Here is a 25,441-nt window from a genome sequence, read left to right as displayed (position 1 = left end):
AGAGCAGAGTCCCATCTAGTTTTGGTAGACGATTTGTCCCTTACAGATAGTATATTTGACCTGCCCTTTTAAGGTTTCGCCGATAAATGGAGAATTAGCTGATTTTGAAGCAAAGTTTGGACCAACAGTACGATCAGCCTTGTCATCAAAGATGGTGATATCCGCTGGCCCATTTTCAACCAAGTATCCTGCTTCAAAATCATACAGTTTAGCTGGATTGCAGGTCATTTTTTCTAGTAATTCCATCAAGGTCAACTCACCAGCTTCAACCAAGTAAGTCAGTCCAAGTGAAAGTGAAGTTTCAAGACCTGTCATACCAGATGGTGCCTTGGTGATGTCCTCGACATTTTTCTCATCGGCGTGGTGAGGCGCATGGTCGGTCGCGATAACAGTAATAACGCCAGACTTAAGTCCTTCGATAACTGCACGACGGTCTGACTCTAGACGTAGCGGAGGATTCATCTTAGCATTACTTCCTTGTGTCAAAAGGAGTGCTTCGGTTTTAGAAAAATGCTGTGGCGCTACTTCTGCTGTGACTTGCGCACCTAGCCCCTGAGCAAACTCCACTACCTTGACACTTTCTTCCTTAGACAAATGCTGGATATGAACATGGGCCTTAGTTGCATAGGCAATCATAACATCACGCGCAATCATAGCATATTCTGCTACACCTGTCGCACCACAAATCTTGAAGTGATCTTTAGCGATGTTTTCGTTGAAGCCAAGAATACCATTTAAGCCTGGATCTTCCTCGTGAAGACAGAAAAAAGTACCTAGTTTCTTGGCAGTTTCCAAGGCTTCTTTGAGAACCTTGCTACTTTCAAGCGGAATACCGTCATCAGAAAAACCAACGGCTCCAGCTTCTAAAAGCGCCTTAAAGTCAGTCAAGTCTTTACCATTAAAGTTCTTGGTAATAGTTGCAACCGTCTTAACATTGATTTTCTCTTTAGCAGCTGACTGAAGAACTTCTTGCAAAGTCTCCACGTCTGAGATGGTTGGATTGGTATTAGCCATCATGACAACCGTTGTGAAACCACCTGCAGCAGCTGCTAGAGCACCAGTATGGATATCCTCCTTGTGGGTCTGACCAGGCTCACGGAAGTGAACATGAATGTCCACTAAACCAGGCGCTACTACTAGACCAGTCGCATCTAGGACTTGCGCTCCGTCTGCCTTGATTTCTGGAGCAATTTCAACAATTTTTGTGTCTTTAACCAAGACATCACATACTTGATCCAAACCAGACTTAGGATCCATCACACGACCATTTTTAATTAATAACATATCTTATCTCCTTTATTCATAGAAATCAACTTGGGTATCCAACAATTTATCCCCATCATAAACAAACTTGGCTGAAAAGAAGGGTTTATCCTCTAAAAGCCACTCAACAAAGGTGTGATCCCCCTCCCAAGTCGGCTTGCTTAAGACTTCATCATAGGGAACCCATTCTAAGGTCCCCTCATTGCAGTCAATCAATTCTCCCTCGAACTCGGTCACTTTAAACACATAGGTGTACCAGTCTAAATCAGGCGTAAACTCAGGAAAAGTGATGACTCCTTTAAGGACTGGCTTGGCTTTTAGACCTGTTTCTTCGAGGATTTCACGCGCTGCGCATTCCTGAGGCGTCTCTCCACGCTCTAATTTACCACCCACACCAATCCATTTACCCGCATGCACATCATTGGGCTTTTTATTGCGATGGAGCATGAGTAGTTCTTTCCCGTTATCAATGTAGCAAATCGTCGCTAACTGAGGCATATTCTCTCCTTATCTAAGCCAATCGATTGGCTCTTGTCCTGTCTCTGTTAAGAATGCATTAGCCTTGGAAAAAGGCTTGGAACCCCAAAATCCTCTATAAACTGACAAAGGACTGGGATGGGCTGATTCGATAATCAAGTGATGAGGATTTGTAACCAAAGCCTTCTTCTTACGTGCATAGGCTCCCCAGAGTACAAAAACGACTGGTCTGTCTAGATGATTGACCACCTGAATCACAGCATCTGTAAAAGGCTCCCAAATCTGCCCAGCATGACCATTTGCCTGACCAGCAGGAACAGTCAAACAAGCATTGAGAAGTAAAACTCCTTGCTCAGCCCAAGCTGTCAAATCATGGGATGCTTTAACTCCGATATCATCTGCTAATTCTTTCAAAATGTTTTGCAAGGATGGTGGAGCTGGAATAGCATCTGGAACCGAAAAACTCAAGCCCTGCGCCTGACCTGGTCCGTGATAAGGATCCTGACCCAGAATCACCACCTTAACCTCTTCAAGTGGTGTAGTCAATAGAGCCTGGAAAACTTTTTCCTTAGGCGGGTACACAGTTCCTTGAGCATAGACTTGCTCCATAAACTGATTGATTTTCCCAAAATAACCCTCAGGTAATCGCTCCTTAATCAAAGCATGCCAAGATGAGTGTTGCATCGCCAACTCCTTCATGTTTACTGCCTCTATTATAGCAAAAAGTGGCTATTGAAACCACTTTTTACAGTTCTTATATAATGTTATTCATCCTAGTATTGGACATTAATATTTACATGAAAGAGAGGATTAATCAGCTATTAAAAACTTTTCGATTGTATCAATAGCATAGGAAAGTTGATTATTTACAGACATCATCCGTTCAAGATTAGCGTCCATATAGTAGAGTTCAGATAAACCACCCCTAGGGAGAAAGAGTGAATAGTGGATATTCATCTTCTCTCGAGTACTTAACTCTATATGATTGCTTATGATATACTTTAACTCTTTTAACGAATTTACTTGAGCAACCACACCTTTTAACTGATACTGCTCAATGAGGTTTAGTAAGTTATCAATCTCTTCAATGACTTTTGTTTCCATATCATCCCCTCTTAGGAAAAGCACTAGATAGCATCCAAACAATCCAGCAAGTCTTGGTAGGAATGGACTTCGTAAGTCGGCTGAGCTTGCGTCTTATTTTTCAGGTGATGAGGGTTGTACCAGATAGTATTAATCCCAGCATTATTGCCACCTTGAATATCAGCTGTTAGGGAATCTCCAATCATCAGGGCTTTTTCTTTGCTAAAACCTGCAATCTGCTGACCAATTTTTTCATAAAATAGTGCATCAGGTTTTTGAGTTTGCAACTGTTCAGAGATAAAGACTTGGTTGAAATAAGGTGCCAGACCTGATTGAGCCAAACGACCCGTCTGAATGGCAGTAATGCCATTTGTCGCAGCATACAGCTCATAATCACGCTCAATGAGACAGTCCAAAAGTTCATGAGCTCCCGAAAGGGTTTGTCCCTGCTGGGCTAGAAAAAACTGGTAACGCTGGGCCAGTAACCTACCGTCTTTCTCCAGTCCAAAATGAGCAAACAAACGTGAAAAGCGCGTGTTAACCAGTTCTTGTTTACTGATTTTCTTTTGCTCCAAGTTCTTCCAGAGAGCCTTGTTCATAGGAACGTAATAGTCTTTATAGGCTTGAATATCCGCAACTCCTTCTTCTTTTAGAAGTTGTGTCAGAGCCAAATCCTCAGCAGTATCAAAATCAAGCAAGGTGTGGTCGAGGTCGAAGAGTAGAAATTTGTAGGGCATTGAGTTTCCTTTCTGAAAATTCATTAAGAATATTATAGCATAAATGAAAATATCTAAACATAAAACTCTCTAAGAAATTCATCCTCGAGAGTTTTATGTATGGTTCTATTAAAGATGGATAGGTTATTTAAAATATATCAGATTCTTAAGTAAAATTTTAATTATTATAAAGTGTCATAATAAACTAGGTTTTCAATGAGAGATTTATATTAATTTTTCAATATCCTTAAATCTATACCAATTCTATTAAAAAATTTTTTCGCCAGTATTTGAATCTAAGAAATACTTCTTCTCACCTTCGTAAATAAGTATGAGTTCTGTTCCAATAGGCACGTTAAAAATTGATAATACCGCAGATTCTATTTCAACAATTGTACTCCAGTCACATACTGACATATTTTCTGAATGTGATAGATACTCTTCAGTATCTATTTTGGAAAAAAAACGCCATCCATTATCTAGTTCATCAACGGAATCCTCTCGGAATATCCATTTTATATTCGCCTTATTTCTTAAAATATTATTAGACACTATTGAAGCACCTAATCCCATTCCTGTTTTACTAATATTTATGACCTCTAATTGCTATTATACTATCAATTCCATCTATTCTGAAGTAACTACTGTAAAATAAAAATGTTTTCCATTGCTATCTACATACTGGTTGATATAATCTTTTGCTACAGAAATTGACTGGAGTAAGTCGCTATCATTATTTTTAGGAGAGTAATACCAGCTATCATAGGTCAACTCAAGTCCCCCATCTCTCTCTACATAGACATCGCCACCAAGAATCATAAACTTTTTCAACTCTATCCAGTCTATATAGGCCAACATATCTTGATATGTATATGCATAACTTGCAACACCCAATTCTGCTAGCGACTGACCTCTATTTTCAAAATTAAATTTACCTAGTTCCATATGATTGGACTCCTATTTTGCTATCAATGAGAGTAAGTCGACACTCTTGAGTCAGTTCGATATTTTTATAATGTATTTGTAAAACAATAGTTCTCATTTATAATCTCCAAAATTTAAATTAAACTATTTCATATGATTTCTCTTTTAAAATAATTTCTTTAATATTTATCTTTAAAACCTTATTAAATTTTTCAATTCTACTAAAAATATGGATGCAATTTAATTTCCTTATCAGAGTTTTGCGAAAATATTCTAGGTAAATTGTTTCTGAAATACTTAAAATTTTCCAATTGAGTATTTACATAGAATTTACAACGATGCAAACCATTTTCATTGTCAGCAATTTCCATGTCCACTTCAATTTTTAATTCTTCTTTTAAGTTGATGGGAGTTAGTAAGAAACTAAAATACCCACTTCCCCTCTCACTATCGTCTCCGAAAATAATCTTTTTTGTTTGATGAGGATTTTTTATATATTCATCTATAGCAATATATACCTTGCTCATCTCCTCTTCAAAAATGTAGCATACCTGATAAATTGTTAGATATTTTGTCTCACAATCCAGTCTTATTTCACAAAATTTTTCTATTTCGTCGAACCACTCAGTTCGTAGAATTATATTATCCAATCCATTTCCTCCATTCATTTCCCTACCTCAACTCCTTGGCTATTCTGCTTTTTTCAAGTTTTCCCTTAGTAATTCGTTTCCATAAAACAAGCGGGTTCAAACTATAAGATAGGCGTACGAGGAAATAATTAAACCATTCGATAAAGGCAAAAAGCTCTATCAACGTGGCTAAAACAGCCACTTGGACACTTTGCGTGTTCCAGACAATAAAAGGAAAGCCTGAAATAAGTAAAACAAGGTCTAGTATTCTGAAACCACCATATATTTTCCGCACATTTCCACTTCCGAACTGAGGATTTGACAGTCTTCTAATCAAAATCGCCCAATAGGTTGAACCTTGAAGCAATATAAATGTCAGTAAAGACAAAGGATAAAGAATAGAGATCAAACAATTCCAATCACCAAGCCTATTTTTCAAAAGGAAAAAACACAACCAAAAGGATAGAGCGGCTGCAAGCTCTCCCAAACAGAGGGACACCAACTCTTTTTTAACTTTATCTTTTTGTATGTTCATCATCTCACCTCTACCTATTATCCTATATCAGAAAAAAAGCTATTCGAATCATTTTCTAGTCAACATTTCTCAGAATCAAGCTATTCTAAGCATCGAGCAGCTCAACCCCTTTAATATCAGTGTGATTCTAAACTTAGAATTGCATTGATATAAATGTTTTAGTGCTATTCTAAGTTTATGATAACCCTAAATTTTAATTTTAGAAGGATTCTAAAGCTAGAATAGCTCAAAAATCACGAGAATGAAGCTATTCGAAGCTTAGAAGACCATTTTCTAAACTTCATACTCACTTTAACTAGTATGACTTACAATTTTTCTGATGAGCTTTAAGTTTTTTGATAGCCCAATCATAGTGACTGGAGGTGCTACTGACAAAGTAGGAACCTAGACTTGTCCCACCCGTCCATTTATAGATACCTTTGGTAAAGAGTTGGTCATTACTGAAGCCTTCCATCAACTCTAAAACCTCTCTATGCGATTGATTGAGGAGTTTGGTCGCTTCTTCTAAGGACGTTCTCTGGTGCTTCTTCCAAAAAGCGACATTCATTTCCCCATAAGTTTTCCAATTATAAGGCTCAGGGAGAAAAGGTCTTTCATGACCCTTTTGATTACAATAAACCCAGGTCAAAAGTAACTGCTGCCATTCATAGAGATGGATCAGGACATCCCGTAGATTTTTATCTCTTTTCCAGTGTGCTTCTTTTTTCTTTTGGTCTTTTGAAAAATCAAAAGGAGTCTGTAGCTCATCTTCACTTAACTGAGAAATTAGGTGATTAAGTTTTTCATAGTTTTCCTTAGAGGCTAACACTAGCTCCTCTTTTGTTTTTGGTCTAGGCATGGGCGTTCTCCCTTCATTTTCAAGTAGAATAATCTATTTTTTTACTTCATTATACCATAATCAAAAAGCAGTTCTTCATTTTACGAACAACTGCTTTTACTGGCTAATTTTTAAAGTTTAAGAACATCTCTAGTCCTGCTACTTTACATATAAATCTCTAAAGCGACCATCCACTTCAGCTATCTGATAGAGCAAGTGGGATAGTTCTTGGTAATCTTCTTTTAAACATGAAAGGTGGGCCTGGCCAAATAGAGTAGCCAATTCTTCTTTTAATCGTGCCCCTTCGGGTTCATGGCTTTTTAAAAATCGACTGAGATAGAGATTTCGAACAGCAGCAAGTTTAAAGCTAAAATACTGATGCAATTGCTTTTGATCTGTATTTAAGCCATTTTCAGCAACTGCTTTTGCATAGCATTCCAACACGCTACTTTGACCATTCAGATATCGGGTCTTCATGATCCTTGCTGTTTCTTGATAGATTTCAGTTTGACTAGGACTCTTGACCTTCTTAAAATTTCCCCACATGGAGTAAGCTCCACGCTTATAGTCAATAGCCTCCGCCTTCCAAGCTTCTAAAATGTCATTAAAAGCAATCTTCATACAGGCAAAACCAGCTGGATCATGCAAATATAGATACTGACCATCAACAGCATACACAGATACAAAGTGATCTACACCATGAAGGATTGTGTGATTGGGATTGTAAGTCAAGTGGCCCATATCAAGAGGACCCAGTACGACAGGTCCATTGGACAGAAACGATTCCAACTTACCTTTAATCTCTTCCAAATCTACTTCCACTCCATCTTTTAAATAGAAATCCTCATAGTCAAACCCTAGTATTTTTAAGGAATGAGAGATGGAAAGATCTGGCATTCCATTATCAAAGAATACTAGAGGGTGCTGCTCATCTTCCTTTACGATACTAGCACCATTTCCCATCACCATAATTGCCTCTAAAAACTCTGCTTTAAAGTCATAACCATAGGCGTCGAGTGCCATTGCCAATGAATAGCTATAGCAAAGTGACACATCTCCAAAATACATCTGCATATTCTGCCTCCTTATCTTATATAAGTCTATTATACCGAGATAACCTTACTCATACCCCATAAAATCCAAACAAAAAATAAGGTATGTTTGCTTTTCGGAAATGAATGTCCACAAAAAAACTGGCTGTTTTTCTCAACAACCAGTTTCTTCATTTTTAAGCTAATTTCTTACTATTCTTCTGAAGGAAAAGCGATACTATAGCCAGCAATGCAAAGGCAAGACCAACATACCAGTAGGGTTGATCGAGTGTCGTTGAACGACCTGATAGGTTGACGATTCCGCGAAAGAGCATTCCAGCCGTTAAGACTGCAACTGCCGAGTTCCACAAGTTTAGGCTGAGTCGTGCTAAATTTGGAATGATTATCAATAGAATTGCCAAAATGATACCCCCTACTAAAGGGACCACAAAGAGATAGTGCATATAAAGCGAGGTCTCCCCAAAACTAAAGGACTCGTAGATACGGCTAAATGCTAAGAAGAAAATAGTGAGAAGGCTATAACCAACAAGTGTCTTTTTGAGGCGTTTGTTTTTGTTTTTAATAACCGAAGTAGACAATATCACTCACCGCCCTTTCTGATATTTTGCTTCCACCTGTGGTCGGTTTGTTGATCACCTGACCGTTAAAGTAGAGAGTGGAAGATCCACCACCATCAAGATTGTAGGCTGTCTTCACTCCGTAAGATTTCATCACTTCTGCCATCTGGTACAGTGACAAGCCCTTGCTTTCAGAGGTACGACCATCCGAAACGACGATGATGTAGTGGTTTTCATCGATAATGCCGATAGCTGTACGAGGATTTGAAGCCATAGCCTGGCCAACTTCTGCATTAGTGCTGACAGAGATTTCCCCATTCTCAACTAGAGAAGGGCCAAATGCCAGTAGATTGACCACACCGTCCTCAACCAACTGATTGGCTGAAATTTGATCCTCGTAGATGATTTTAAAGGAGCCGTCCTTGTAAATCGCAAGGTCGCCATTACTTGCATCTTCACGGACACTATCACGATAGGCAACCCCATTTCGGATAACGTAACCGGAACTATTGGCTCCATAGTAGTCACCGTTGACAGCAAGAATAGCATTATTTTCAGCAGCTGTTACAGAGGTTTTGGCTGTGACGTTGGTTCCATAGGAGTTTTGAGCTAGGGCTGTCTTCAGATAATCTGCAGAGCTAAGAGTCACGTCTGCCACATAGACTTGCGTTCCATTCACAGTCTTTTCAGTTAGGTTGACACTGATATTTCCATCTGAATAGCTGGTATCCGTTACTTGGGCATTTTTAGCTGCCTGACTAGCTGCTACGGTGTCAGATGTGGAGCTGGTATTGGATACTGTCGAAATCGTTTCAGCGAGTACAAAGGTCTTCAACATCGAATAGGTAAAGGAACTTGTTAGAAGCAAGCCCAAGACTGATGCGTATAGATAAGGTTTCTTTAAAACTTTCATAATGGGCTACAAGTCCTTTCTTTGAAAATAAAGCGAGTTTGAACTGTCCAAGAGAGGATGAAGAGCATGATTCCGACAAGAATCTTTGCAATCAGCAAGTCAACTCCAAGACCAGAATTAAACAGTCGAATCAAAATGGTGTCTAGGATAAAGAGACCAATTGCTAGTCCAAAATAACCTGACCCTGTTTTAAGACTGCTAGCCTTGTTCTTAAAGACCAATTTTTTATTGGTAGAAAAGTTAAAGATGGAGCTGGTTACACGGGCCAAACCATTTGAGAGGAGAACACGCAAACCTGTCGGAATAAAACTCAAGCATAGAATAGAGAGAGCATAGACAACATAGTCTACGATAAAACTACTAAAAGACGAAAGGGCAAACTTTAAAATATTTTTATAAATCATCAAGCCATCCCGTACAGGACGGAAGTGAGAAGCCGCATTATCGTTAATATAAACCGTTTCAATCGGAACTTCCAAGATTGGGTAGGCTTGGCTTGCTTCGAGGAGCATGTTCATCTCGTATTCATACCGTTGGCCTTCTATCTGGATCATGAAGGGAATCATATCTGTTGAAAAGGCACGTAATCCTGTCTGTGTGTCGGATACAGCGACACCCGTTTGCAGTTTAAACAAGATACGAGTCAAGCTATTTCCAAAACGACTACGCAAGGGAACCTTGCCTGTAAAGGCACGGACACCAAGAACAAGTGTATTAGGATTTTCATTTGATTTTGTCAAGACACGAAAGATGTCCCAGATCCTATGTTGACCATCTGCGTCAGCTGTGACCACCGTTCCAGGCATATTGAGTGACTGAATGTACTCAAAGGCTGTTTTCAGTGCTTGACCTTTCCCTTGATTTACCTGGTGACGAAGGATTGTCGCAAAGCGTTCTGCTTTGGAAAAAATGTCTTGGCATTCTGCCGAACTTCCATCATCAATGACAATGATGTAAAAATCGCTCTTATTGTGAATCTTTTCAATCAATTTAATAAGATTGTAGTCAGGTTCGTAAGCTGGAATAACTAGATAGTTCATATTTACACCTCTTTCTTTGATGATTGGAAAAAGTATACAGATAAATGCTTAAAAATTCCTTATAATTAAATTGTAATTCTCTTACTTCGTATAATTTATTCTTTAAAACAAAGAAAAAACTCTGCAAAAGGTATCTTTTACAGAGCTGTGTTTGCATCTTTATAAAATATCAGAAAATGATTTAGTCCTTGATTACTGGTATCCAGAGTTCCATTTGATAGTCAGGTGACGACATGTCTCCTTCAGTATAGACTTCAAAGTCTGGCGCTCCTGAGTGGCGATAGCCAGTTTCTGGGAAAAAGATCTCCAAAACATATTTCCAAGCATGATGGATGCTTTCTGGTATTGGGCCTTTGACTGGTACGATAGCATACTCGGCTACTGGAATGTCTTTGATTGATAGTCCTAGTTCTTCTGCTCTAGCTTTATCTGTAACATCATAGGCAGCCATATAGTTGATGATTTCGCCTTCTTTGACATCTGAGCAGACGCCAAAGGATTGGCCACTTCCCAGACTTTCTAGGCTTTCAAAGCTGTGATTTGCATAGAGCTGCTCCCATGCAGAAGGGCACTGGCTATTGTCAATAGCTTCCAACAGGACACCTGCCACGGTAAAAGCAGGTTTCTTTTGGATCTTGATATCCATATTCTTTCCTCCTGTAATCTTTAAGGATAATTGAAGTCTAGGAAAGACCCGATAAGGTTTTCCATTTCGAACTTCTGAGGGAGTTGCCCCATGGAATTTCTTGAAGGCTGCACTGAAAGCATCCGCAGATTCATAACCGTATTTCAGAGCTATATCAATGACTTTCTCTGAGCTTTCCCGCAAGTCTGTCACTGCTTCTGACAGCCTGCGATTGCGCAAGTATTCTGCTAAAGTCATATCTGCTAGGATGGAAAAGAGCCTGCTAAAGAGAGCATAAGAATAGCCCGATAGCTGCTGAAATCTTTTCATATCCACTTCTCCAGTCAGTTGCTGCTCCAAATAATCCATGGTTTGGTTGAATTGATGCATCATCTTTTTCTTCTTACCTCCACAAGATACAAAGGTTGTTAAAAGTAAAGTGAAAAATTGTCTTTTTCGCACAGCTTTTAGGCCGTGTTCAATTCTAACTATAGTCTAACAGAAATCTGCTATTTTCACCCTAGAATCTTTGTACAAGATTTAGAGGTGTAAACTTCTATAACTTATCCTTTAATTTCTCAACAAAGAGATAAGCTGCTGGGCAGGTCAAGGTATTCTTAATCGTCAAATGGTTGATTTGATGGATTTTTTTACGGTCTGTATGGGGAAATTCCCGGCAGGCCTTTGGACGAACATCGTAGATAGTACAGAGATTATCTCCTCCTAAAAAAGGACAGGGCATGGATTTAAAAACCTTATCCCCATCTTCATCTACCTGCAGAAACTCTGCTTCAAAGGCTGGTAATTTCATCTTGAAATACTTGGCAATGCGAGTAATATCTGCTTCTTTGAAGTCGGGTCCCAATGTCTTACAACAGTTAGCGCAGGCAGTGCAATCAATCTCAGAAAAAACTTCTTCATGAATTTGCAGGGCTATCTTATCTAAGTTTTTAGGAGGTTTTTTCTTTAGATTGGCTAAGACTTTTCGATGCTCCTTTTGTTTTTGCAAGGCTAACTGGTGGTAATACTCAATATCAATTTCTTTAGACATAGTTACTTTCTAATACAAGTGTTTTTATCTATTATACCATAAGTTATTTTCCATTTTTGAGTATTGCACATAAAAAGCCCTTCGGAAGAAATCCGAGGGGCTTAAAACGTTGTCAAATCAACGACCGAACTTTTGAATTTCAAGGTTCGGGATAAAATAGTTCACTGAACTATTTTATTTTTTCAAGTTGTAGAATGATTTCAATCCACGATATTCAGCTACTTCACCAAGTTGGTCTTCGATACGAAGCAATTGGTTGTATTTAGCGATACGGTCTGTACGTGAAAGTGAACCAGTCTTGATTTGTCCTGCGTTAGTTGCAACTGCGATGTCAGCGATTGTTGAATCTTCAGTTTCACCTGAACGGTGTGATACAACTGCAGTGTAACCAGCTTCTTTCGCCATTTCGATAGCGTCGAATGTTTCAGTAAGAGTACCGATTTGGTTAACTTTGATAAGGATTGAGTTAGCAGCACCTTCTGCAATACCTTTTTCAAGGTAAGAAGTGTTTGTTACGAAGAAGTCGTCACCAACCAATTGAACTTTACCACCAAGACGTTCAGTAAGAGCTTTCCAACCGTCCCAGTCGTTTTCGTCCATACCATCTTCGATAGTGATGATTGGGTATTTGTTTACCAATTCTTCGAGGTAATCGATTTGTTCTGCAGCAGTACGTACAGCAGCTCCTTCACCTTCGAATTTAGTGTAGTCGTAAACTTTACGTTCTTTATCGTAGAATTCTGATGATGCACAGTCAAATCCGATAAATACATCTTTACCTGGAACATAACCAGCAGCTTCGATAGCAGCAAGGATAGTTTCAACACCGTCTTCAGTTCCTTCAAAACGAGGAGCAAATCCACCTTCGTCACCTACGGCAGTTTCCAAACCACGAGATTTAAGGATTTTCTTAAGAGCGTGGAAGATTTCAGCACCCCAACGAAGAGCTTCTTTGAATGATGGTGCACCAGCAGGTACGATCATGAATTCTTGGAAAGCGATTGGAGCGTCAGAGTGAGAACCACCGTTGATGATGTTCATCATTGGAGTTGGAAGAACTTTAGTGTTGAATCCACCAAGGTAGCTGTAAAGTGGGATTTCAAGGTAGTCAGCAGCAGCACGAGCTACAGCGATAGACACACCAAGGATTGCGTTTGCACCCAATTTACCTTTGTTAGGAGTACCGTCAAGAGCGATCATAGCACGGTCGATAGCTTGTTGATCACGTACATCGTAGCCGATAATTGCTTCAGCAATGATGTTGTTTACGTTGTCAACAGCCTTTTGTGTACCAAGACCACCGTAACGAGATTTGTCACCGTCGCGAAGTTCAACTGCTTCGTGTTCACCAGTAGAAGCTCCTGATGGAACCATACCACGTCCGAAAGCACCTGATTCAGTATAAACTTCTACTTCAAGTGTTGGGTTACCGCGTGAGTCTAGGACTTCGCGAGCGTAAACATCAGTAATAATTGACATTTTTTACTCTCCTTTGAGTTAAATTTTTTACACCTCTATGATACCTTAAAAATAAGCGTTTTTCAAGAAAAAACGTTATCTTTGTGCAAATTTTCCTTAACTTTATAAAGTAATCGCTTTCTTTCGTCTGTTTTCTTTTGTTTTTTGTGATATACTAATTTTATGACAGATTTATCAAAACAACTACTAGAAAAAGCTCATGGTGGGCCAAAATTAAACCCAGATGAGCAACGTCGCTTTCTTGGTACTTTCGAGGAAAGGGTTCTAGGCTATGCAGATATCGAGACAGCCAATAGTCTTCAGCTGCAAAAGGGATTTCTAACGATTTTGGAAAATTTTCAAGAAAAGGCAGAGGTGCTTTTTGTGAAGATTTCGCCAAACATTGAGTTTGACAAACAGGTATTCTACTTAAAAGAAGCTAAGAAAACCAATAGTCAAGCTACGATTGTATCAGAGGATCACACTTCTTCTCCTTTAGGCTTAGTTATCCATTCGAACGAACCTGTTCAAGTGGATGAAAAGGATCTTCGACTGGCTTTTCCAAGCTTCTGGGAGGTAAAACAGGATGAACCAGTTAAAAAATCCATCTGGAAAAAATGGTTCGGCTAACCCTTCCTCAACTGTAATAAACGACCAATATTAGCTGCTGTGTGTTCCAAATAGAGGCTTGCTTTTTTCAGACTGTCTTCTAAAGGCTCACATTTCTCAAGGATAGAGAATGCTGCTTGTATATTTTCAAATGGTAGGGGAGGTAAATCCTCGGAAAGACTACCGCAAATAGCGATAACTGGAACTCCGTTAGGGGTTCTTTTTGCTACACCGATGGGAGCTTTCCCAGCAAAGCTTTGGCTGTCCAGTCTGCCCTCTCCAACGATAACCAAGTCAGCATCTTCAACTTTCTTGTCAAAGTCTACCAAATCTAAACAAGTGTTAATCCCAGATACGATACTGGCCTGTGCAAAGGCGAAAAGTCCAGCTGCAATGCCACCTCCCGCTCCCGCTCCTTTAAGAGATAAGGTTAAAGGTGAGAATTTTTCATAAAACTCCTGTATGGCAAAATCTACAGTTTCAAATAAACTGGGATCCAAACCTTTTTGTCTGCCAAATGTATAGGTTGCTCCTTGATGACCACATAAAGGGCTCCCAACATCTGCTAGAATGCGAATTTTCACATCTTCAGGAATCCTGTATAGGTCATCTTTGGAAACTGACTCAAACTCAAGCAAAGTCTGACCACAAGCAGGCAATTCTTTTCCATTCTTATCATAAAAGTGATAACCCAAAGCAGTTGCAATGCCAATTCCGCCATCATTACTTGCCGTACCGCCAACACCGATATAGATTTCTTTCATTCCAAGATCAACGAGGTGGCGAATCAACTCTCCGATACCACGAGTCTGGATGTGGAGAGGATTTCGTTTCTCCTGCGGAATCTTTCCTAATCCAACCAAGTCAGCTACTTCAAAGAGTGCTAGTTCCCCTTTTTGAAAATAGCGCATTGCTTCTTTAAGTCCAAAAGGTCCCGTCACCTCTTGCCATTTTTCTTCGAGGTCAAGAGAATGTCGAATCGCATCTACAGTTCCTTCGCCTCCATCACCAACTGGGCAAAGAGAACAAACTACACTAGGAATCGCTTTCTCAAAACCTCTTTTTATAGCTTTGGCGACCTCTTCTGCCGTCAAACTTTCTTTAAAAGAATCAGGTGCAATTACAATTTTCATAGTTCCCTCTCATTCTAAGAAATCAATCAAAGGTAGAACTTCTAAAAGATCCCTCGTATCTACATGACAAGCTATCTCAGCTTTTACGACCTCCTTGGCACAAAAGGCTATACCGTGACCTGCTGACTTTAACATTAAGAGGTCATTAGCCCCATCACCGATGGCAATCGTTCTTTCTTTGGGAAGTTCTAATTCCTTTCTCCATTTCTCAAGAGTAGCTTTTTTTACTTGATCTGTTACAATCTCACCAACTAGCCGTCCTGTTAAAAAGCCGTCTTTGACTTCCAACTGGTTGGCGGAGAAACAGGAAATACCTAGGTACTTTGCTAGTCTCTCAACAATCGGACTAAATCCACCAGACACTAAACCAACTAGAATGCCATTCTTTTGGAGAATGGAGATAAATTCCTGTGCATTTTGGGACAGATGAATGGATTTGAAAACTGTATCCAAAACTGAAATCGGAAGACCTTTTAACAAAGCGACTCTCTCTCGCAAACTCCTTTCAAAGTCCAGTTCACCTCGCATTGCTTGCCTTGTAATCTTCGAAATTTCTTCTTCACAACCTGCTTCTCTTCCTAGAAGATCAATCGCCTCTTCTGCTATCAAGGTGCCGTCAACATCCATGACACACAGGCCCTTTACTTGGGTCATTACTTCTCCTATTTTCTAAACAGCCCAAAAATCGTATGAAAGAATCATACGATTTTATCTATTAGTTGACTAGACTATGGTACAAGTCAAGATAAGACTTGCAAGCTGTATCCCATGAGAAATCACATTCCATAGCTTGTTTTTGTAAATTTCTCCAAACGTCTGGCTGGTACTTATAAACATCCAAGGCTGTTTGAAAACTCCAGTTGAGCCAGTATGGTGTTAAATTATCGAAGCTAAATCCAGTACCAGTTCCTTCAATCGGATTGAAGGATTGAACTGTATCACGCAAACCACCAACCTCATGAACCAATGGTAGAGTTCCATAGCGCATAGCCATCATTTGAGACAAGCCGCATGGTTCAAAACGACTTGGCATGAGGAAGAGGTCACAAGCTGCGTAGATTTCTTGAGCAAGTTTGACGTCAAAAGTGATATTTGCTGATAGCTTGTCAGGATAGACTTGAGCAAACCATGAGAAAGAATGTTCAAAAGCAGGATCCCCTGTTCCTAAAAGAACGATTTGAACGTCCTCTTGTAAGAAACGATGCAAGCTTTCTACAACGACATCAAAACCTTTTTGGCGTGTCAATCGAGAGACAATCCCAACTAGTGGAACATCTGCTCGTACTGGTAGACCAACTCTCTCTTGCAATTTTGCTTTGTTTTGAGCTTTTCCAGACAAATCTTCCTTATCAAAATGATAGTCTAAAAGTGAGTCTGTTTGAGGATTATAAAGATCTGCGTCAATACCATTGACAATACCTGAAACCTTACCTGACTCCATGCGAAGAATCTGATCCAAGCCACAACCGAACTGGCTAGTCATAATCTCATGTGCATAGCTAGGCGATACGGTTGAGACACGATCCGCGTAGAGAATACCTGCTTTCATCCAGTTAAGACAGTCATTCCAACGAAGGGTTCCATCAGCGTAACGTTCAAAACCGACTCCAAACAAATCCCACAACATTCCTTCAGAAAATTGACCTTGAAATTCCAAATTATGAATAGTTAAGACGGTTCTGATTCCTTGATATGCCTGAATCCATCTGTATTTTTCCTTCAAGAGAAAAGGAATCATAGCGGTGTGATAATCATGGGCATGGAGAATATCTGGAATGAAATCAATTCGCTCCATGGCTTCAAGAGCAGCCAGTTGGAAGAAGGCAAAACGTTCACCATCATCGAAATCTCCGTAAACATGACCTCGGAAGAAATACGTTTGATTGTCTACGAAGTAGAAGGTAACACCATTCAAGACGGTCTTCTTAATACCACAGTACTGTCTACGCCATCCTACACTCACTTCAAAGTGAAGAACATCCTCAATCTGGTCGCCGAACTTAGCCTCTACCATGTCATAGTAAGGTAAGACAACCGCAACTTCATGCCCTGCCTTTACCAGTGATTTGGGCAGAGCGCCAATGACGTCTCCCAAACCACCTGTTTTTGAAAAGGGCGCACCCTCTGCTGCTACGAATAAAATTTTCATGAATGAATATCCTCTGTAACTTTTTCGCCTTTTTTGACTACAACTGGGTGTTCTGCAGTACCGCGAATAACGACACCGTCAGCAACTTCAACCCCTTTGTCCAAGATTGCATACTCAACTTGGGCACCTTGACCAATCACAACACGTGGGAAGAGAAGGCTGTCTTTAACTAGACTATCCTTATGAACGTAAATATTACGTGATAGAACAGAATTAGCTACTTGACCTTCAATGATACTACCAGATGCAAACTGAGAAGTGCTTACCTTAGATGTGTTAGCATAATAAGTCGGTTCTTCATTCTTAACCTTGGTATAAATTTTTTGGTTAGGTGAGAAGAGAGAGTAGAATTTTTGAGACTCCAGCATATCAATATTGGCTTGATAATAGGATTGAACAGAGTGAATATTGGCTAGGTAGCCAGTGTATTCATAAGCAAAAGCCCCTTCTTTAGCTGCCAACTCACGTAAAACATAGCGTAATTTTTCTGGGTATTCTTTTTGAACTTCTTCTTCCAAACGCTTAATCAACCACGGAGTATCAACGACGAATATATCTGTAGACATGTTGAAAAGTTCATCTGTTGATTTGGCATCAAAAAGTTTATGAGAAAGAACATGGTCTGTTTCATCCACTTCCAAGATGGCATTAACATCTGAAATATCCTTTTTAGGTAATTTCTTATAAACAACTGTAATCGGACGACCGGCAGTAGTATGTAAATGGAATACTTGATTAAGGTCAATATTCACCACGACATCGCAGTTAAGTGCAACCGTCTGATTTGACCCTGAACGTTTCAAATAAGTGAGAAGCTGTTGGTAATATTCTTTCCCAACTGTGCTACTTTCAACACGCGTACTATAAATACCTAGATAGTAGTGACTGAGAAGGGTGGATAAGCCCCACTCACGTCCTGAACGAATGTGATCAAAGACTGAACTGATATTATCTTGTTGGAAAATCCCAAAGACACTACGAACACCAGCATTTGCAAGGCTAGAAAGAGGGAAGTCAATCAAACGATATTTTGCTCCAAATGGCAAGCTGGCTACTGGACGATGATCCGTCAAAGTTGACATATCGTGAAAACCAACGGTGTTTCCTAAAATGGCTGAATATTTATCAATCTTCATCTGTTGCTACCCCCACTACTTCATCATATCCTACTACTTGTACTTCGTCTGTTCCATCAATTTCGACACCTTCAGAAATAACAGCACCTTCACCAATAATGGCACGTTTAATTCTTGCACCTTTTCCGATAATGGCACCACTCATGATTACAGAGTCTACTACTTCAGCACCCTCACGTACTTGCGCTTCTGTTGAGAGAATGGAATGCTTAACAGTTCCATCCACGAGACAGCCATCCACAACTAAAGAATCTTCTACATGAGCGTGTTTTCCAATAAAGTTTGGTGGTGAAATCAAGTTCCGTGAGTAGATTTTCCAATGACGATCACGACTATCCAAAGCGTTGTTTGGATCAATGTATTCCATATTTGCTTCCCATAGAGACTCGATAGTACCAACGTCTTTCCAGTAGCCTTTGAATTCATAAGCATAGACGCTTTCTCCAGACTCAAGGTAATTTGGAATAACATTTTTACCAAAGTCTGACATATCTACCTTGTTCTTTTCAGCAGCAACTAGCATATTGCGGAGACGTTTCCAGTCAAAGATATAAATCCCCATAGAAGCCTTGGTAGACTTAGGTTCAGCTGGTTTTTCTTCAAATTCAACGATACGATTATTGGCATCTGTATTCATAATGCCAAAACGACTAGCTTCTTTGAGAGGTACATCTAGAACAGCTACTGTCAAGCTGGCGTTGTTGTCCTTATGTGATTGGAGCATGTCATCATAGTCCATCTTGTAAATATGGTCACCAGAAAGGATCAAAACATATTCTGGGTTGATACTGTCGATATAGTCAATGTTTTGGTAGATAGCGTGGCTAGTTCCTTCAAACCAACGATTTCCCTCGCTTGCAGAGTAGGGTTGAAGGATAGAAACACCTGTGTTAATCCCGTCCAGACCCCAGCTCGAACCATTTCCGATATGGTTGTTCAAGGCAAGAGGTTGATACTGCGTAATAACACCGACGTTGTGAATCCCAGAGTTAGCACAGTTTGAAAGCGCAAAGTCAATGATGCGGTAGCGCCCACCGAATTGCACTGCTGGTTTAGCAATGCTTTGAGTGAGTTTTCCGAGACGTGTTCCTTGCCCACCGGCAAGGATCAAAGCTAGCATTTCATTCTTCATTTTCTACTCCTTTTTGGGTTTTATTTGTGACGGTTTTAGTTGGTTTCAAGCGACGTTTAATCTTCCAGATACTTGCTCCCATAGCTGGCAAGGTAAAGGTCAAGGTCTGCTCATAATCCTTCCATAATCCTTCTTGAGTTTGAACCGTTTGGTTGTATTCTTTCCAGACACCACCCCATTGTTCCAATTCTGTATTCCAAACTTCTTCATAAACTCCTGCGACAGGAAGTCCGATTGTAAAGTCTTTTCGTTCAACAGGCGCCATATTAAAGACACAGACTAGCATTTCACCCTTTTTACTCTTACGAATAAAGGAAAGGACACTCTGATCTCTATTATCCGCATCGATAATTTCAATGCCATCGTAGCTGGTGTCAATTTCCCAAAGACAGCGATGCTCTTTATAGAATTGATTGAGTTGAGAAGTGAAGTACTTCATCTTAGCATTCATTGGATCTTCTAGATTAGACCATTCCAACTGTTCCTCAGACTTCCATTCTAAGAATTGCCCGTACTCGCTTCCCATGAACAAGAGTTTCTTACCTGGATGACAAATTTGATAAGTGTAGAGGTTCCGCAAACCTGCAAATTGATTATATCGATCTCCCCACATCTTGTGCATCATGCTTTTCTTACCATGCACGACTTCATCATGCGAGAAAGGTAAGAGGTAGTTTTCATTAAAAACATACATGAAGCTGAAGGTTACCAAGTTAAAATCATACTTACGATAAATCGGGTCCTCCTCGTAGAAACGGAGAATATCATTCATCCAGCCCATATTCCACTTGTAGTCAAAGCCAAGACCGCCCATTTCTCTCATACCAGTAATCTTTGTTGCTGATGAGCTTTCTTCTGCAATCATCATCACATCTGGATGAGCTAACTTGATAACAGTGTTCAAACGTTGAAGGAAATAGTAGCCTTCGTAGTTGAGATTGCCACCGTCTTTGTTTGGAGTCCAAGGAGCATTATCATAGTCTAGGTAGAGCATATTGCTGACCGCATCCACTCGAATACCGTCTAAATGATAAAATTCAATCCAGAATTTAATGCTAGAAATCAAGAAGGACTGGACTTCATTCTTCCCAAGGTCAAAGTTAAGAGCTCCCCAACCATAGTTATGAGCCTTGTTGTGGTCTTGGTATTCAAAAGTTGGTGTTCCATCGTAATAAGCAAGGGCGTCATCGTTGATAGTAAAGTGACCTGGAACCCAGTCCACAATTACACCAATATTGTTTAAATGACATTCCTCAACAAAATCTTGGAATTCCTCTGGTCGCCCATAAGAATGCTCCATAGCAAAGTAACCCATAAGTTGGTAGCCCCAACTCAATCCAAGCGGGTGAGCCATTAAAGGCATAAACTCGATGTGAGTGTAGTTCATCTCAACAAGATAAGGAATCAGCTCTTCCTTAAGTTGTGCAAAGCTGTATGGACTGCCATCTGGATTTCTCTTCCAAGATCCAGCGTGGGCTTCATAAATATTGACTGGTCTCTCAAAAAAGCCCCAGCGTTTTCTCCTAGCTAGCCAAAGACCATCTTTCCATTTTTTCTCTGGAATATCAGTCAGGATGGCTCCAGTCTCTGGGCGAGCCTCAAAACGAACCGCCAACGGATCAATTTTCATAATCTGGTGCCCATTTGCACGCGTGATATGATACTTATAAATCTGCCCTTCATGAGCCAGACTTGTGAAGACTTCCCAAACACCCGATTCATTCCGTACCATAGGAATTTGGTGCTCTGTCCAGTTTGTAAAATCACCAACTAAGTGCACAGCCTGAGCGTTAGGTGCCCAAACACGGAAAGTAAAACCAATTTCTCCGTCTTTTTCCTCTTTATGTGCTCCTAGATAGTGCTGAAGATGAAAATTTTCTCCAGTAGTGAAGGTTCTCAATGCTTCTTGATTATTCATCTAATCCCCTTTCTTTTTGTAAGCGTTTTCTATATTTCTATTATACTACCTTTTAAAAGAACTTTCAAGCAGTTTACGGAATTTCTTAAAAAATATCTTGAAAATTTTGGAAAAATTATCTTAACCTTATATGAAGCTTTCATTTGTTTTACAAAACAGAACAATTCACATATATTTTTTTATTATGATAACAAAACATTCGTTATTTTTCAATTTTTAACTGGAGTTTTTAGTAAAAATAAAAATCAGGAAGAATATTTCCTGATTTTATAAATTATTTCACATCAAAAACAATGGATTTGACATTTGTCATTGCTTCAATGCTGTATTTAATCCCTTGCACACCAGCACCAGATCCTTTGACCCCAAGGAATGGGAAATTATCTGGCCCACGTTGTGTTTTATTATTAATGTGAACAGTACCGACTTCAAGTTTTTCAGCGATTTCAAACGCTTTTTTAAAATCATTTGTGAACACGGATGATTGAAGACCGAACTCAGATTCATTGGCAATTGCTACCGCTTCATTTGCATCGGAAACACGGATAATTGGCAGAACAGGACCGAACGGTTCTTCCCATGCTAATTTCATATCTCTTGTGACATAATCAAAAAGTCCCGGCCAAATGAGATTGCCCTCACGTTTAATTGGACTGAGTGCTTTGGCACCTTTATCTTGCGCATCCTGAATCAATCCCCAGATAAAATCAGCTGAAGCATTGTCAATAACAGGTGTGATATCAGCATTGTCAAATGGGTCACCAACTGTTAGCTTAGCAACTTCTGCCTGAAGTAATTCAGCCAATTTATCCGCTACACTTTCCACAACCAAGACACGCTTGATAGCAGTACAACGTTGTCCTGAATAGCTAAAGGCTCCACCGACGATTTGTTTAGCTGCGTGTTCCAAGTCTGCATCTTCGAGAACGATAGCTGCATCTTTCCCACCAAGTTCAAGCATGATAGGACGCATTCCAGCTAAACGACCGATTCGCTCACCAATTGGAGTCGAACCAGTAAAGTTGATAAAGTTAACTTCTTTGTGTTCAATGATATAGTCACCAATTTCAGAACCTCGTCCAGTTATCGTATTAAATACTCCTGCCGGAATACCTGCCTCATCAAAAGCCTTGGCTAATAACAGACCTGAGATAGATCCTTGCGTTGGCGGTTTAAACATAACGACATTTCCTGCAATCAAAGCTGGAGCAATCTTAGATCCAGAAAGATTGACTGGGTAGTTAAATGGCGCGATAGCTAAAACGACACCAACTGGCTCACGACGGACAACGGCTAGTTTGTTTTTACTTGCAGCTTCAAAACCGCCACCTTCCATTGCTTGTCCAGTGATACGGAGACCTTCTTCAGCAGCAAAACGAATCAAATCTGCTGTACGTACTACTTCTCCAATAGCTGCTTTTATCCCTTTAGCAATCTCTTTGGCAAGAATTGTACCAATTTTTTCTTTATCGCGTTCTAAAATAGCTGCTACTTTATGCAGATAGGTTGCACGTTCAACTGGTGCTAAGTCACGCCAAGCAGGCAACGCCGCACGCGCAGCTTTCATAGCTTCATCCACTTCAGCCTGACTCATAGCTGGTACTGTTCCTAGCTTTTCCTGATTAATGGGTGAATAGATTGTAATTTCCTTTTCAGATGATTTCCAATTTCCATTTACTAAATTCTGATATCTTGCCAATTTTCTTCCTCCTGAAAATTATTAAAACTTATTTTATCAAATTTTCAGAAAATTACAACCCTTTTTGTGAAAAAATTGAGATTTTTTTCACAATCTTGATCCTTCAAATTATTTGAAACTTAATTCTACTATTCATTAAAAACTTATAAATGACAAAAAGGATTAGATAATCTAACCCTTTTTACTACATTAATTTATGAGAGCACTTTTAAAACTGCGACACTAATATCATCAATAACATTTTCTTGTTTTGAACGACTGTTGGTAAGGAACATTTCAAGCTTACCTGCATTTTCAAAGTAGAAGGAGGTTCCTTTAGCATTAAATACCACTAATAGATGTTCTGATCCACCATGAATCTCGTAAACAATCCAGCCACTATTTTCAGCAGCCGTGTGAACAAAGACATGACGGTAAATTTCTTCATATGTTGGATAAGAGAAAGCACTGATTTGTGTTTTTAGTCGGATAATCTGACGAATAAACTCAATGCTGTCTTGGCGTTCATTAATCAGATCCCAGTTGACTTGGTTAACACTGTCCGGAGCATTATAGCTATTCATGGCACGTTCTCGGTCTGCAGGAGTTAGTTCTCCATGTTCACCGGTTGGAACCAACTTAGTTCGGCCAAACTCTTGACCCAGTTCTATAAAGGCCATTCCTTGCATGAGAAGGTTCATAGCTGTCGCTGTCTCAACCTTGCGCATAATCTTATCTGAACTGTGATCTGGATGAAGGGTTACTAACAAATCATGCAAGTTGTAATTATCATGGGCTTCCACATAGTTAAGAACTTGGTTTGGACTAAGATATGAACCCAATTCTCGACTACCAAGAATAGCCTTAGCTACAATTGGTTCTGTAGCTGCACCACTAACAAATCCTGCCTTGACTGCACCATAAACTTCTCCTCCTTTGACCGCATCTCGCTGATCATCATTGAAGAAACCGATATTTGGCATTTGGTAGGCATTGTCCTTCTTGGCCTTGTCATAAGGAGCAAGACCTGTTCCCATATCCCAGCCTTCTCCATAAGTGATAATACGGGGATCAACCTCATCCAGCGCCCAACGAATCGCCTGCATGGTTTTAACATCATGAATGCCCATCAAGTCGAAACGGAAACCGTCAATATTGTATTCTTTCACCCAATAAAGAATGGAATCAATCATATACTTGCGGAACATCTCGTGTTCACTTGCTGTTTCATTTCCTACCCCCGTACCGTTTTGAAAAGTTCCATCACGATTCATACGATAGAAATAATCCGGAACAGTTGTTTGGAAAGGTGCGTCAACTGTTGAGAAGGTATGATTATAAACCACGTCCATAATGACACCAATTCCAGCGTCATGATAGGCCTGAATCATAGTTTTCAGATCACGAATGACCTGTCCGGGATCATCTGGATTGCTAGAGAAACTTGTTTCTGGAGCATTGTAGTTTTGAGGGTCATAACCCCAGTTATAGGTTACATTTCCTTCCTCATCGTATTCCTTATGTCGATCAAAGATGGGCTGAAGCTGAACATAGTTGCAGCCAAGATCTTTGATATAGTCAAAGGCGGTTGCTTGACCGTACTGGTTAACTGTTCCAGTCTGGGCAGCACCAAGGAAGGTTCCACGGAGATGCTCTGCCACTCCAGATGTCGGAGATTTGGTTAAATCTCGGATATGCATTTCACAGATAACGGCTTTACATGGATTTTCCAAACGCCAAGGAGCTTCTGTTCCATGTTTGACCTCGAATCCTTCTACTTGTCTGTCTTGATGAGAAAGAATTACGGAACGTTTTCCGTCAGGACTTGTGGCAATCGTGTAAGGGTCTCTCGTCAAAGTCTGGTGGTGAGGAAAGTCAATCTGATACTGATAAGCCTTACCAGCAAGATTTTCATCTAAGTCTAGACTCCAAACACCAATGGTATTGTACTTATGACTATATGAATAGCTATTACCACGTTCTAGATTAAAGGTTTTCCAAATCGGAGCGTCGTTGCTGGTATTTTCGTAGACAACCACCTGTACAGCTGTAGCCGTAGGAGCCCAAAGTTTAAAGCTTGTCTGGTAGTCTGAGATACTATACCCCAACTCTCCTTGGTATCCCCAATGATGATCAAAACTAGCGCTATGGATTGCTTTATCAAAAGCAAATGGATTCTGATCCTTATAATAAGGACTAGCAATGGCTGGGTTTTCAGAATAATACACAGTCTCGTCTCCCTCTAAAATCCATGCTTCTGTCAGCAAGGGATAGTAGTTAAAACGTACAAGATATTCTTTTAATACACCATCTATCTCGGCTTTGAAAGTGAAACTATCCACCTTCTCCTGACTGGTCACGGTAAAAGAAAACTGAAGACCAAAATAAGTGGTCTCTGAAGTTAAAGAGCTTTTATTTTCATCTCGATCTGTGCTAAATGAGCAAGCTGTATAATCTCCATTTTTTCTATGAAAATGGAGAAGAACGGGATAATTGTACATGTTTTTTCCTAATTTCTAATTTCAATTTAATTTTTTTATGCGGTG

General features: G+C 39.8%; 26 protein-coding genes. 1 reads left to right on the top strand and 25 read right to left on the bottom strand.

Annotation, left to right across the window (positions count from 1 at the left end; translation table 11 throughout):
* Nucleotides 1–15 precede the first annotated feature (15 nt).
* From HMPREF9184_RS06045 to eno, 17 genes are all read right to left on the bottom strand, one after another.
* Nucleotides 16–1,284, bottom strand: a complete 1,269-nt coding sequence (locus HMPREF9184_RS06045; protein WP_000924475.1) for a dihydroorotase — start codon at nt 1,282–1,284, stop codon at nt 16–18.
* A 12-nt stretch (nt 1,285–1,296) separates the two neighbouring features.
* Nucleotides 1,297–1,761: an NUDIX hydrolase gene (locus tag HMPREF9184_RS06040; RefSeq protein WP_001135757.1), complete on the bottom strand. Its 465-nt coding sequence runs from the start codon at nt 1,759–1,761 to the stop codon at nt 1,297–1,299.
* A 9-nt stretch (nt 1,762–1,770) separates the two neighbouring features.
* Nucleotides 1,771–2,424, bottom strand: coding sequence for a uracil-DNA glycosylase (locus HMPREF9184_RS06035; RefSeq protein ID WP_033585989.1), 654 nt, complete (start codon nt 2,422–2,424; stop codon nt 1,771–1,773).
* Nucleotides 2,425–2,550: 126 nt separating this feature from the next.
* Nucleotides 2,551–2,844: a hypothetical protein gene (locus HMPREF9184_RS06030; protein ID WP_000448759.1), complete on the bottom strand. Its 294-nt coding sequence runs from the start codon at nt 2,842–2,844 to the stop codon at nt 2,551–2,553.
* Between the two features lie 23 nt (nt 2,845–2,867).
* The gene (locus HMPREF9184_RS06025) at nt 2,868–3,560 is read right to left on the bottom strand and encodes a YjjG family noncanonical pyrimidine nucleotidase (protein ID WP_001146407.1); all 693 of its coding nucleotides are present in this window, start codon (nt 3,558–3,560) and stop codon (nt 2,868–2,870) included.
* A 246-nt stretch (nt 3,561–3,806) separates the two neighbouring features.
* Nucleotides 3,807–4,112, bottom strand: coding sequence for an immunity protein Imm33 domain-containing protein (locus HMPREF9184_RS06020; protein ID WP_000522676.1), 306 nt, complete (start codon nt 4,110–4,112; stop codon nt 3,807–3,809).
* Between the two features lie 54 nt (nt 4,113–4,166).
* Nucleotides 4,167–4,484: an Imm40 family immunity protein gene (gene imm40, locus HMPREF9184_RS06015; RefSeq protein ID WP_000418848.1), complete on the bottom strand. Its 318-nt coding sequence runs from the start codon at nt 4,482–4,484 to the stop codon at nt 4,167–4,169.
* A 200-nt stretch (nt 4,485–4,684) separates the two neighbouring features.
* Complete coding sequence (locus tag HMPREF9184_RS06010; protein WP_001013109.1) at nt 4,685–5,131, bottom strand: hypothetical protein; 447 nt, start codon at nt 5,129–5,131, stop codon at nt 4,685–4,687.
* Between the two features lie 4 nt (nt 5,132–5,135).
* Complete coding sequence (locus tag HMPREF9184_RS06005) at nt 5,136–5,627, bottom strand: hypothetical protein (RefSeq protein WP_033585988.1); 492 nt, start codon at nt 5,625–5,627, stop codon at nt 5,136–5,138.
* Between the two features lie 295 nt (nt 5,628–5,922).
* Complete coding sequence (locus tag HMPREF9184_RS06000) at nt 5,923–6,465, bottom strand: ClbS/DfsB family four-helix bundle protein (RefSeq protein WP_001137897.1); 543 nt, start codon at nt 6,463–6,465, stop codon at nt 5,923–5,925.
* A gap of 138 nt (nt 6,466–6,603) precedes the next feature.
* A complete protein-coding gene (locus HMPREF9184_RS05995; RefSeq protein WP_001178520.1) occupies nt 6,604–7,518 on the bottom strand; it encodes a hypothetical protein in 915 nt (304 codons plus the stop codon).
* A gap of 154 nt (nt 7,519–7,672) precedes the next feature.
* On the bottom strand, nt 7,673–8,080 hold the full coding sequence (locus tag HMPREF9184_RS05990; protein WP_009444272.1) for a hypothetical protein: 408 nt from the start codon (nt 8,078–8,080) through the stop codon (nt 7,673–7,675).
* The gene (locus HMPREF9184_RS05985; RefSeq protein ID WP_000866188.1) at nt 8,055–8,966 is read right to left on the bottom strand and encodes a phosphodiester glycosidase family protein; all 912 of its coding nucleotides are present in this window, start codon (nt 8,964–8,966) and stop codon (nt 8,055–8,057) included. The genes HMPREF9184_RS05990 and HMPREF9184_RS05985 overlap by 26 nt, the downstream gene beginning before the upstream one ends.
* Nucleotides 8,963–10,006 carry a bifunctional glycosyltransferase family 2/GtrA family protein gene (locus HMPREF9184_RS05980; RefSeq protein ID WP_001108589.1) on the bottom strand — a complete coding sequence of 348 codons (1,044 nt, stop codon included), beginning with the start codon at nt 10,004–10,006 and terminating at the stop codon, nt 8,963–8,965. Before HMPREF9184_RS05980 ends, HMPREF9184_RS05985 begins: the two co-directional genes overlap by 4 nt.
* Nucleotides 10,007–10,187: 181 nt before the next feature.
* Nucleotides 10,188–11,024 carry an AraC family transcriptional regulator gene (locus HMPREF9184_RS05975; RefSeq protein WP_000972218.1) on the bottom strand — a complete coding sequence of 279 codons (837 nt, stop codon included), beginning with the start codon at nt 11,022–11,024 and terminating at the stop codon, nt 10,188–10,190.
* A gap of 163 nt (nt 11,025–11,187) precedes the next feature.
* Complete coding sequence (locus HMPREF9184_RS05970) at nt 11,188–11,682, bottom strand: YkgJ family cysteine cluster protein (protein ID WP_000031469.1); 495 nt, start codon at nt 11,680–11,682, stop codon at nt 11,188–11,190.
* A 174-nt stretch (nt 11,683–11,856) separates the two neighbouring features.
* On the bottom strand, nt 11,857–13,161 hold the full coding sequence (eno, locus tag HMPREF9184_RS05965) for a surface-displayed alpha-enolase (protein ID WP_000022821.1): 1,305 nt from the start codon (nt 13,159–13,161) through the stop codon (nt 11,857–11,859).
* A gap of 162 nt (nt 13,162–13,323) precedes the next feature.
* Here eno and HMPREF9184_RS05960 point away from each other — a divergent pair, with 162 nt between their 5' ends.
* The gene (locus tag HMPREF9184_RS05960) at nt 13,324–13,770 is read left to right on the top strand and encodes a DUF1694 domain-containing protein (RefSeq protein ID WP_000131083.1); all 447 of its coding nucleotides are present in this window, start codon (nt 13,324–13,326) and stop codon (nt 13,768–13,770) included.
* Here HMPREF9184_RS05960 and HMPREF9184_RS05955 read toward each other — a convergent pair.
* From HMPREF9184_RS05955 to pulA, 8 genes are all read right to left on the bottom strand, one after another.
* Complete coding sequence (locus HMPREF9184_RS05955; protein ID WP_000706394.1) at nt 13,767–14,882, bottom strand: glycerate kinase; 1,116 nt, start codon at nt 14,880–14,882, stop codon at nt 13,767–13,769. The genes HMPREF9184_RS05960 and HMPREF9184_RS05955 overlap by 4 nt on opposite strands.
* Nucleotides 14,883–14,891: 9 nt before the next feature.
* On the bottom strand, nt 14,892–15,536 hold the full coding sequence (gene serB, locus HMPREF9184_RS05950; RefSeq protein WP_000195444.1) for a phosphoserine phosphatase SerB: 645 nt from the start codon (nt 15,534–15,536) through the stop codon (nt 14,892–14,894).
* 61 nt (nt 15,537–15,597) lie between these two features.
* On the bottom strand, nt 15,598–17,031 hold the full coding sequence (gene glgA, locus HMPREF9184_RS05945; RefSeq protein WP_000697317.1) for a glycogen synthase GlgA: 1,434 nt from the start codon (nt 17,029–17,031) through the stop codon (nt 15,598–15,600).
* Nucleotides 17,028–18,167 (bottom strand): glucose-1-phosphate adenylyltransferase subunit GlgD, encoded by a 1,140-nt coding sequence (gene glgD / locus HMPREF9184_RS05940; RefSeq protein WP_000687023.1) that lies wholly within the window; start codon nt 18,165–18,167, stop codon nt 17,028–17,030. Before glgD ends, glgA begins: the two co-directional genes overlap by 4 nt.
* A complete protein-coding gene (locus HMPREF9184_RS05935) occupies nt 18,157–19,299 on the bottom strand; it encodes a glucose-1-phosphate adenylyltransferase (RefSeq protein WP_000787254.1) in 1,143 nt (380 codons plus the stop codon). The genes glgD and HMPREF9184_RS05935 overlap by 11 nt, the downstream gene beginning before the upstream one ends.
* Complete coding sequence (glgB, locus tag HMPREF9184_RS05930; RefSeq protein ID WP_001064526.1) at nt 19,289–21,217, bottom strand: 1,4-alpha-glucan branching protein GlgB; 1,929 nt, start codon at nt 21,215–21,217, stop codon at nt 19,289–19,291. The genes HMPREF9184_RS05935 and glgB overlap by 11 nt, the downstream gene beginning before the upstream one ends.
* Nucleotides 21,218–21,491: 274 nt before the next feature.
* Nucleotides 21,492–22,916: an NADP-dependent glyceraldehyde-3-phosphate dehydrogenase gene (locus HMPREF9184_RS05920; RefSeq protein WP_000135234.1), complete on the bottom strand. Its 1,425-nt coding sequence runs from the start codon at nt 22,914–22,916 to the stop codon at nt 21,492–21,494.
* Between the two features lie 194 nt (nt 22,917–23,110).
* On the bottom strand, nt 23,111–25,396 hold the full coding sequence (pulA, locus tag HMPREF9184_RS05915; protein WP_000283097.1) for a type I pullulanase: 2,286 nt from the start codon (nt 25,394–25,396) through the stop codon (nt 23,111–23,113).
* Nucleotides 25,397–25,441: the final 45 nt, after the last annotated feature.

This window comes from Streptococcus sp. oral taxon 058 str. F0407 (genome assembly GCF_000235485.1).
In the GTDB taxonomy this organism is placed as follows: domain Bacteria; phylum Bacillota; class Bacilli; order Lactobacillales; family Streptococcaceae; genus Streptococcus.
Note: the sequence above shows the minus strand (reverse complement) of the source record. Positions and strands in the feature narration are given on the sequence as shown.

What these genes read in the sequence shown, in the direction of transcription:
- glgA (WP_000697317.1), bottom strand. Translation starts at nt 17,031, where the DNA reads ATGAAAATTTTATTCGTAGCAGCAGAGGGTGCGCCCTTTTCAAAAACA.
- HMPREF9184_RS06005 (WP_033585988.1), bottom strand. Translation starts at nt 5,627, where the DNA reads ATGAACATACAAAAAGATAAAGTTAAAAAAGAGTTGGTGTCCCTCTGT.
- HMPREF9184_RS06030 (WP_000448759.1), bottom strand. Translation starts at nt 2,844, where the DNA reads ATGGAAACAAAAGTCATTGAAGAGATTGATAACTTACTAAACCTCATT.
- HMPREF9184_RS06040 (WP_001135757.1), bottom strand. Translation starts at nt 1,761, where the DNA reads ATGCCTCAGTTAGCGACGATTTGCTACATTGATAACGGGAAAGAACTA.
- imm40 (WP_000418848.1), bottom strand. Translation starts at nt 4,484, where the DNA reads ATGGAACTAGGTAAATTTAATTTTGAAAATAGAGGTCAGTCGCTAGCA.
- pulA (WP_000283097.1), bottom strand. Translation starts at nt 25,396, where the DNA reads ATGTACAATTATCCCGTTCTTCTCCATTTTCATAGAAAAAATGGAGAT.
- HMPREF9184_RS05960 (WP_000131083.1), top strand. Translation starts at nt 13,324, where the DNA reads ATGACAGATTTATCAAAACAACTACTAGAAAAAGCTCATGGTGGGCCA.
- HMPREF9184_RS05995 (WP_001178520.1), bottom strand. Translation starts at nt 7,518, where the DNA reads ATGCAGATGTATTTTGGAGATGTGTCACTTTGCTATAGCTATTCATTG.
- glgB (WP_001064526.1), bottom strand. Translation starts at nt 21,217, where the DNA reads ATGAATAATCAAGAAGCATTGAGAACCTTCACTACTGGAGAAAATTTT.
- HMPREF9184_RS05985 (WP_000866188.1), bottom strand. Translation starts at nt 8,966, where the DNA reads ATGAAAGTTTTAAAGAAACCTTATCTATACGCATCAGTCTTGGGCTTG.
- HMPREF9184_RS05980 (WP_001108589.1), bottom strand. Translation starts at nt 10,006, where the DNA reads ATGAACTATCTAGTTATTCCAGCTTACGAACCTGACTACAATCTTATT.
- serB (WP_000195444.1), bottom strand. Translation starts at nt 15,536, where the DNA reads ATGACCCAAGTAAAGGGCCTGTGTGTCATGGATGTTGACGGCACCTTG.
- HMPREF9184_RS05935 (WP_000787254.1), bottom strand. Translation starts at nt 19,299, where the DNA reads ATGAAGAATGAAATGCTAGCTTTGATCCTTGCCGGTGGGCAAGGAACA.
- HMPREF9184_RS06035 (WP_033585989.1), bottom strand. Translation starts at nt 2,424, where the DNA reads ATGCAACACTCATCTTGGCATGCTTTGATTAAGGAGCGATTACCTGAG.
- HMPREF9184_RS06010 (WP_001013109.1), bottom strand. Translation starts at nt 5,131, where the DNA reads ATGAATGGAGGAAATGGATTGGATAATATAATTCTACGAACTGAGTGG.
- glgD (WP_000687023.1), bottom strand. Translation starts at nt 18,167, where the DNA reads ATGAAGATTGATAAATATTCAGCCATTTTAGGAAACACCGTTGGTTTT.
- HMPREF9184_RS05955 (WP_000706394.1), bottom strand. Translation starts at nt 14,882, where the DNA reads ATGAAAATTGTAATTGCACCTGATTCTTTTAAAGAAAGTTTGACGGCA.
- eno (WP_000022821.1), bottom strand. Translation starts at nt 13,161, where the DNA reads ATGTCAATTATTACTGATGTTTACGCTCGCGAAGTCCTAGACTCACGC.
- HMPREF9184_RS06025 (WP_001146407.1), bottom strand. Translation starts at nt 3,560, where the DNA reads ATGCCCTACAAATTTCTACTCTTCGACCTCGACCACACCTTGCTTGAT.
- HMPREF9184_RS05970 (WP_000031469.1), bottom strand. Translation starts at nt 11,682, where the DNA reads ATGTCTAAAGAAATTGATATTGAGTATTACCACCAGTTAGCCTTGCAA.
- HMPREF9184_RS05975 (WP_000972218.1), bottom strand. Translation starts at nt 11,024, where the DNA reads ATGATGCATCAATTCAACCAAACCATGGATTATTTGGAGCAGCAACTG.
- HMPREF9184_RS06045 (WP_000924475.1), bottom strand. Translation starts at nt 1,284, where the DNA reads ATGTTATTAATTAAAAATGGTCGTGTGATGGATCCTAAGTCTGGTTTG.
- HMPREF9184_RS06020 (WP_000522676.1), bottom strand. Translation starts at nt 4,112, where the DNA reads ATGGGATTAGGTGCTTCAATAGTGTCTAATAATATTTTAAGAAATAAG.
- HMPREF9184_RS06000 (WP_001137897.1), bottom strand. Translation starts at nt 6,465, where the DNA reads ATGCCTAGACCAAAAACAAAAGAGGAGCTAGTGTTAGCCTCTAAGGAA.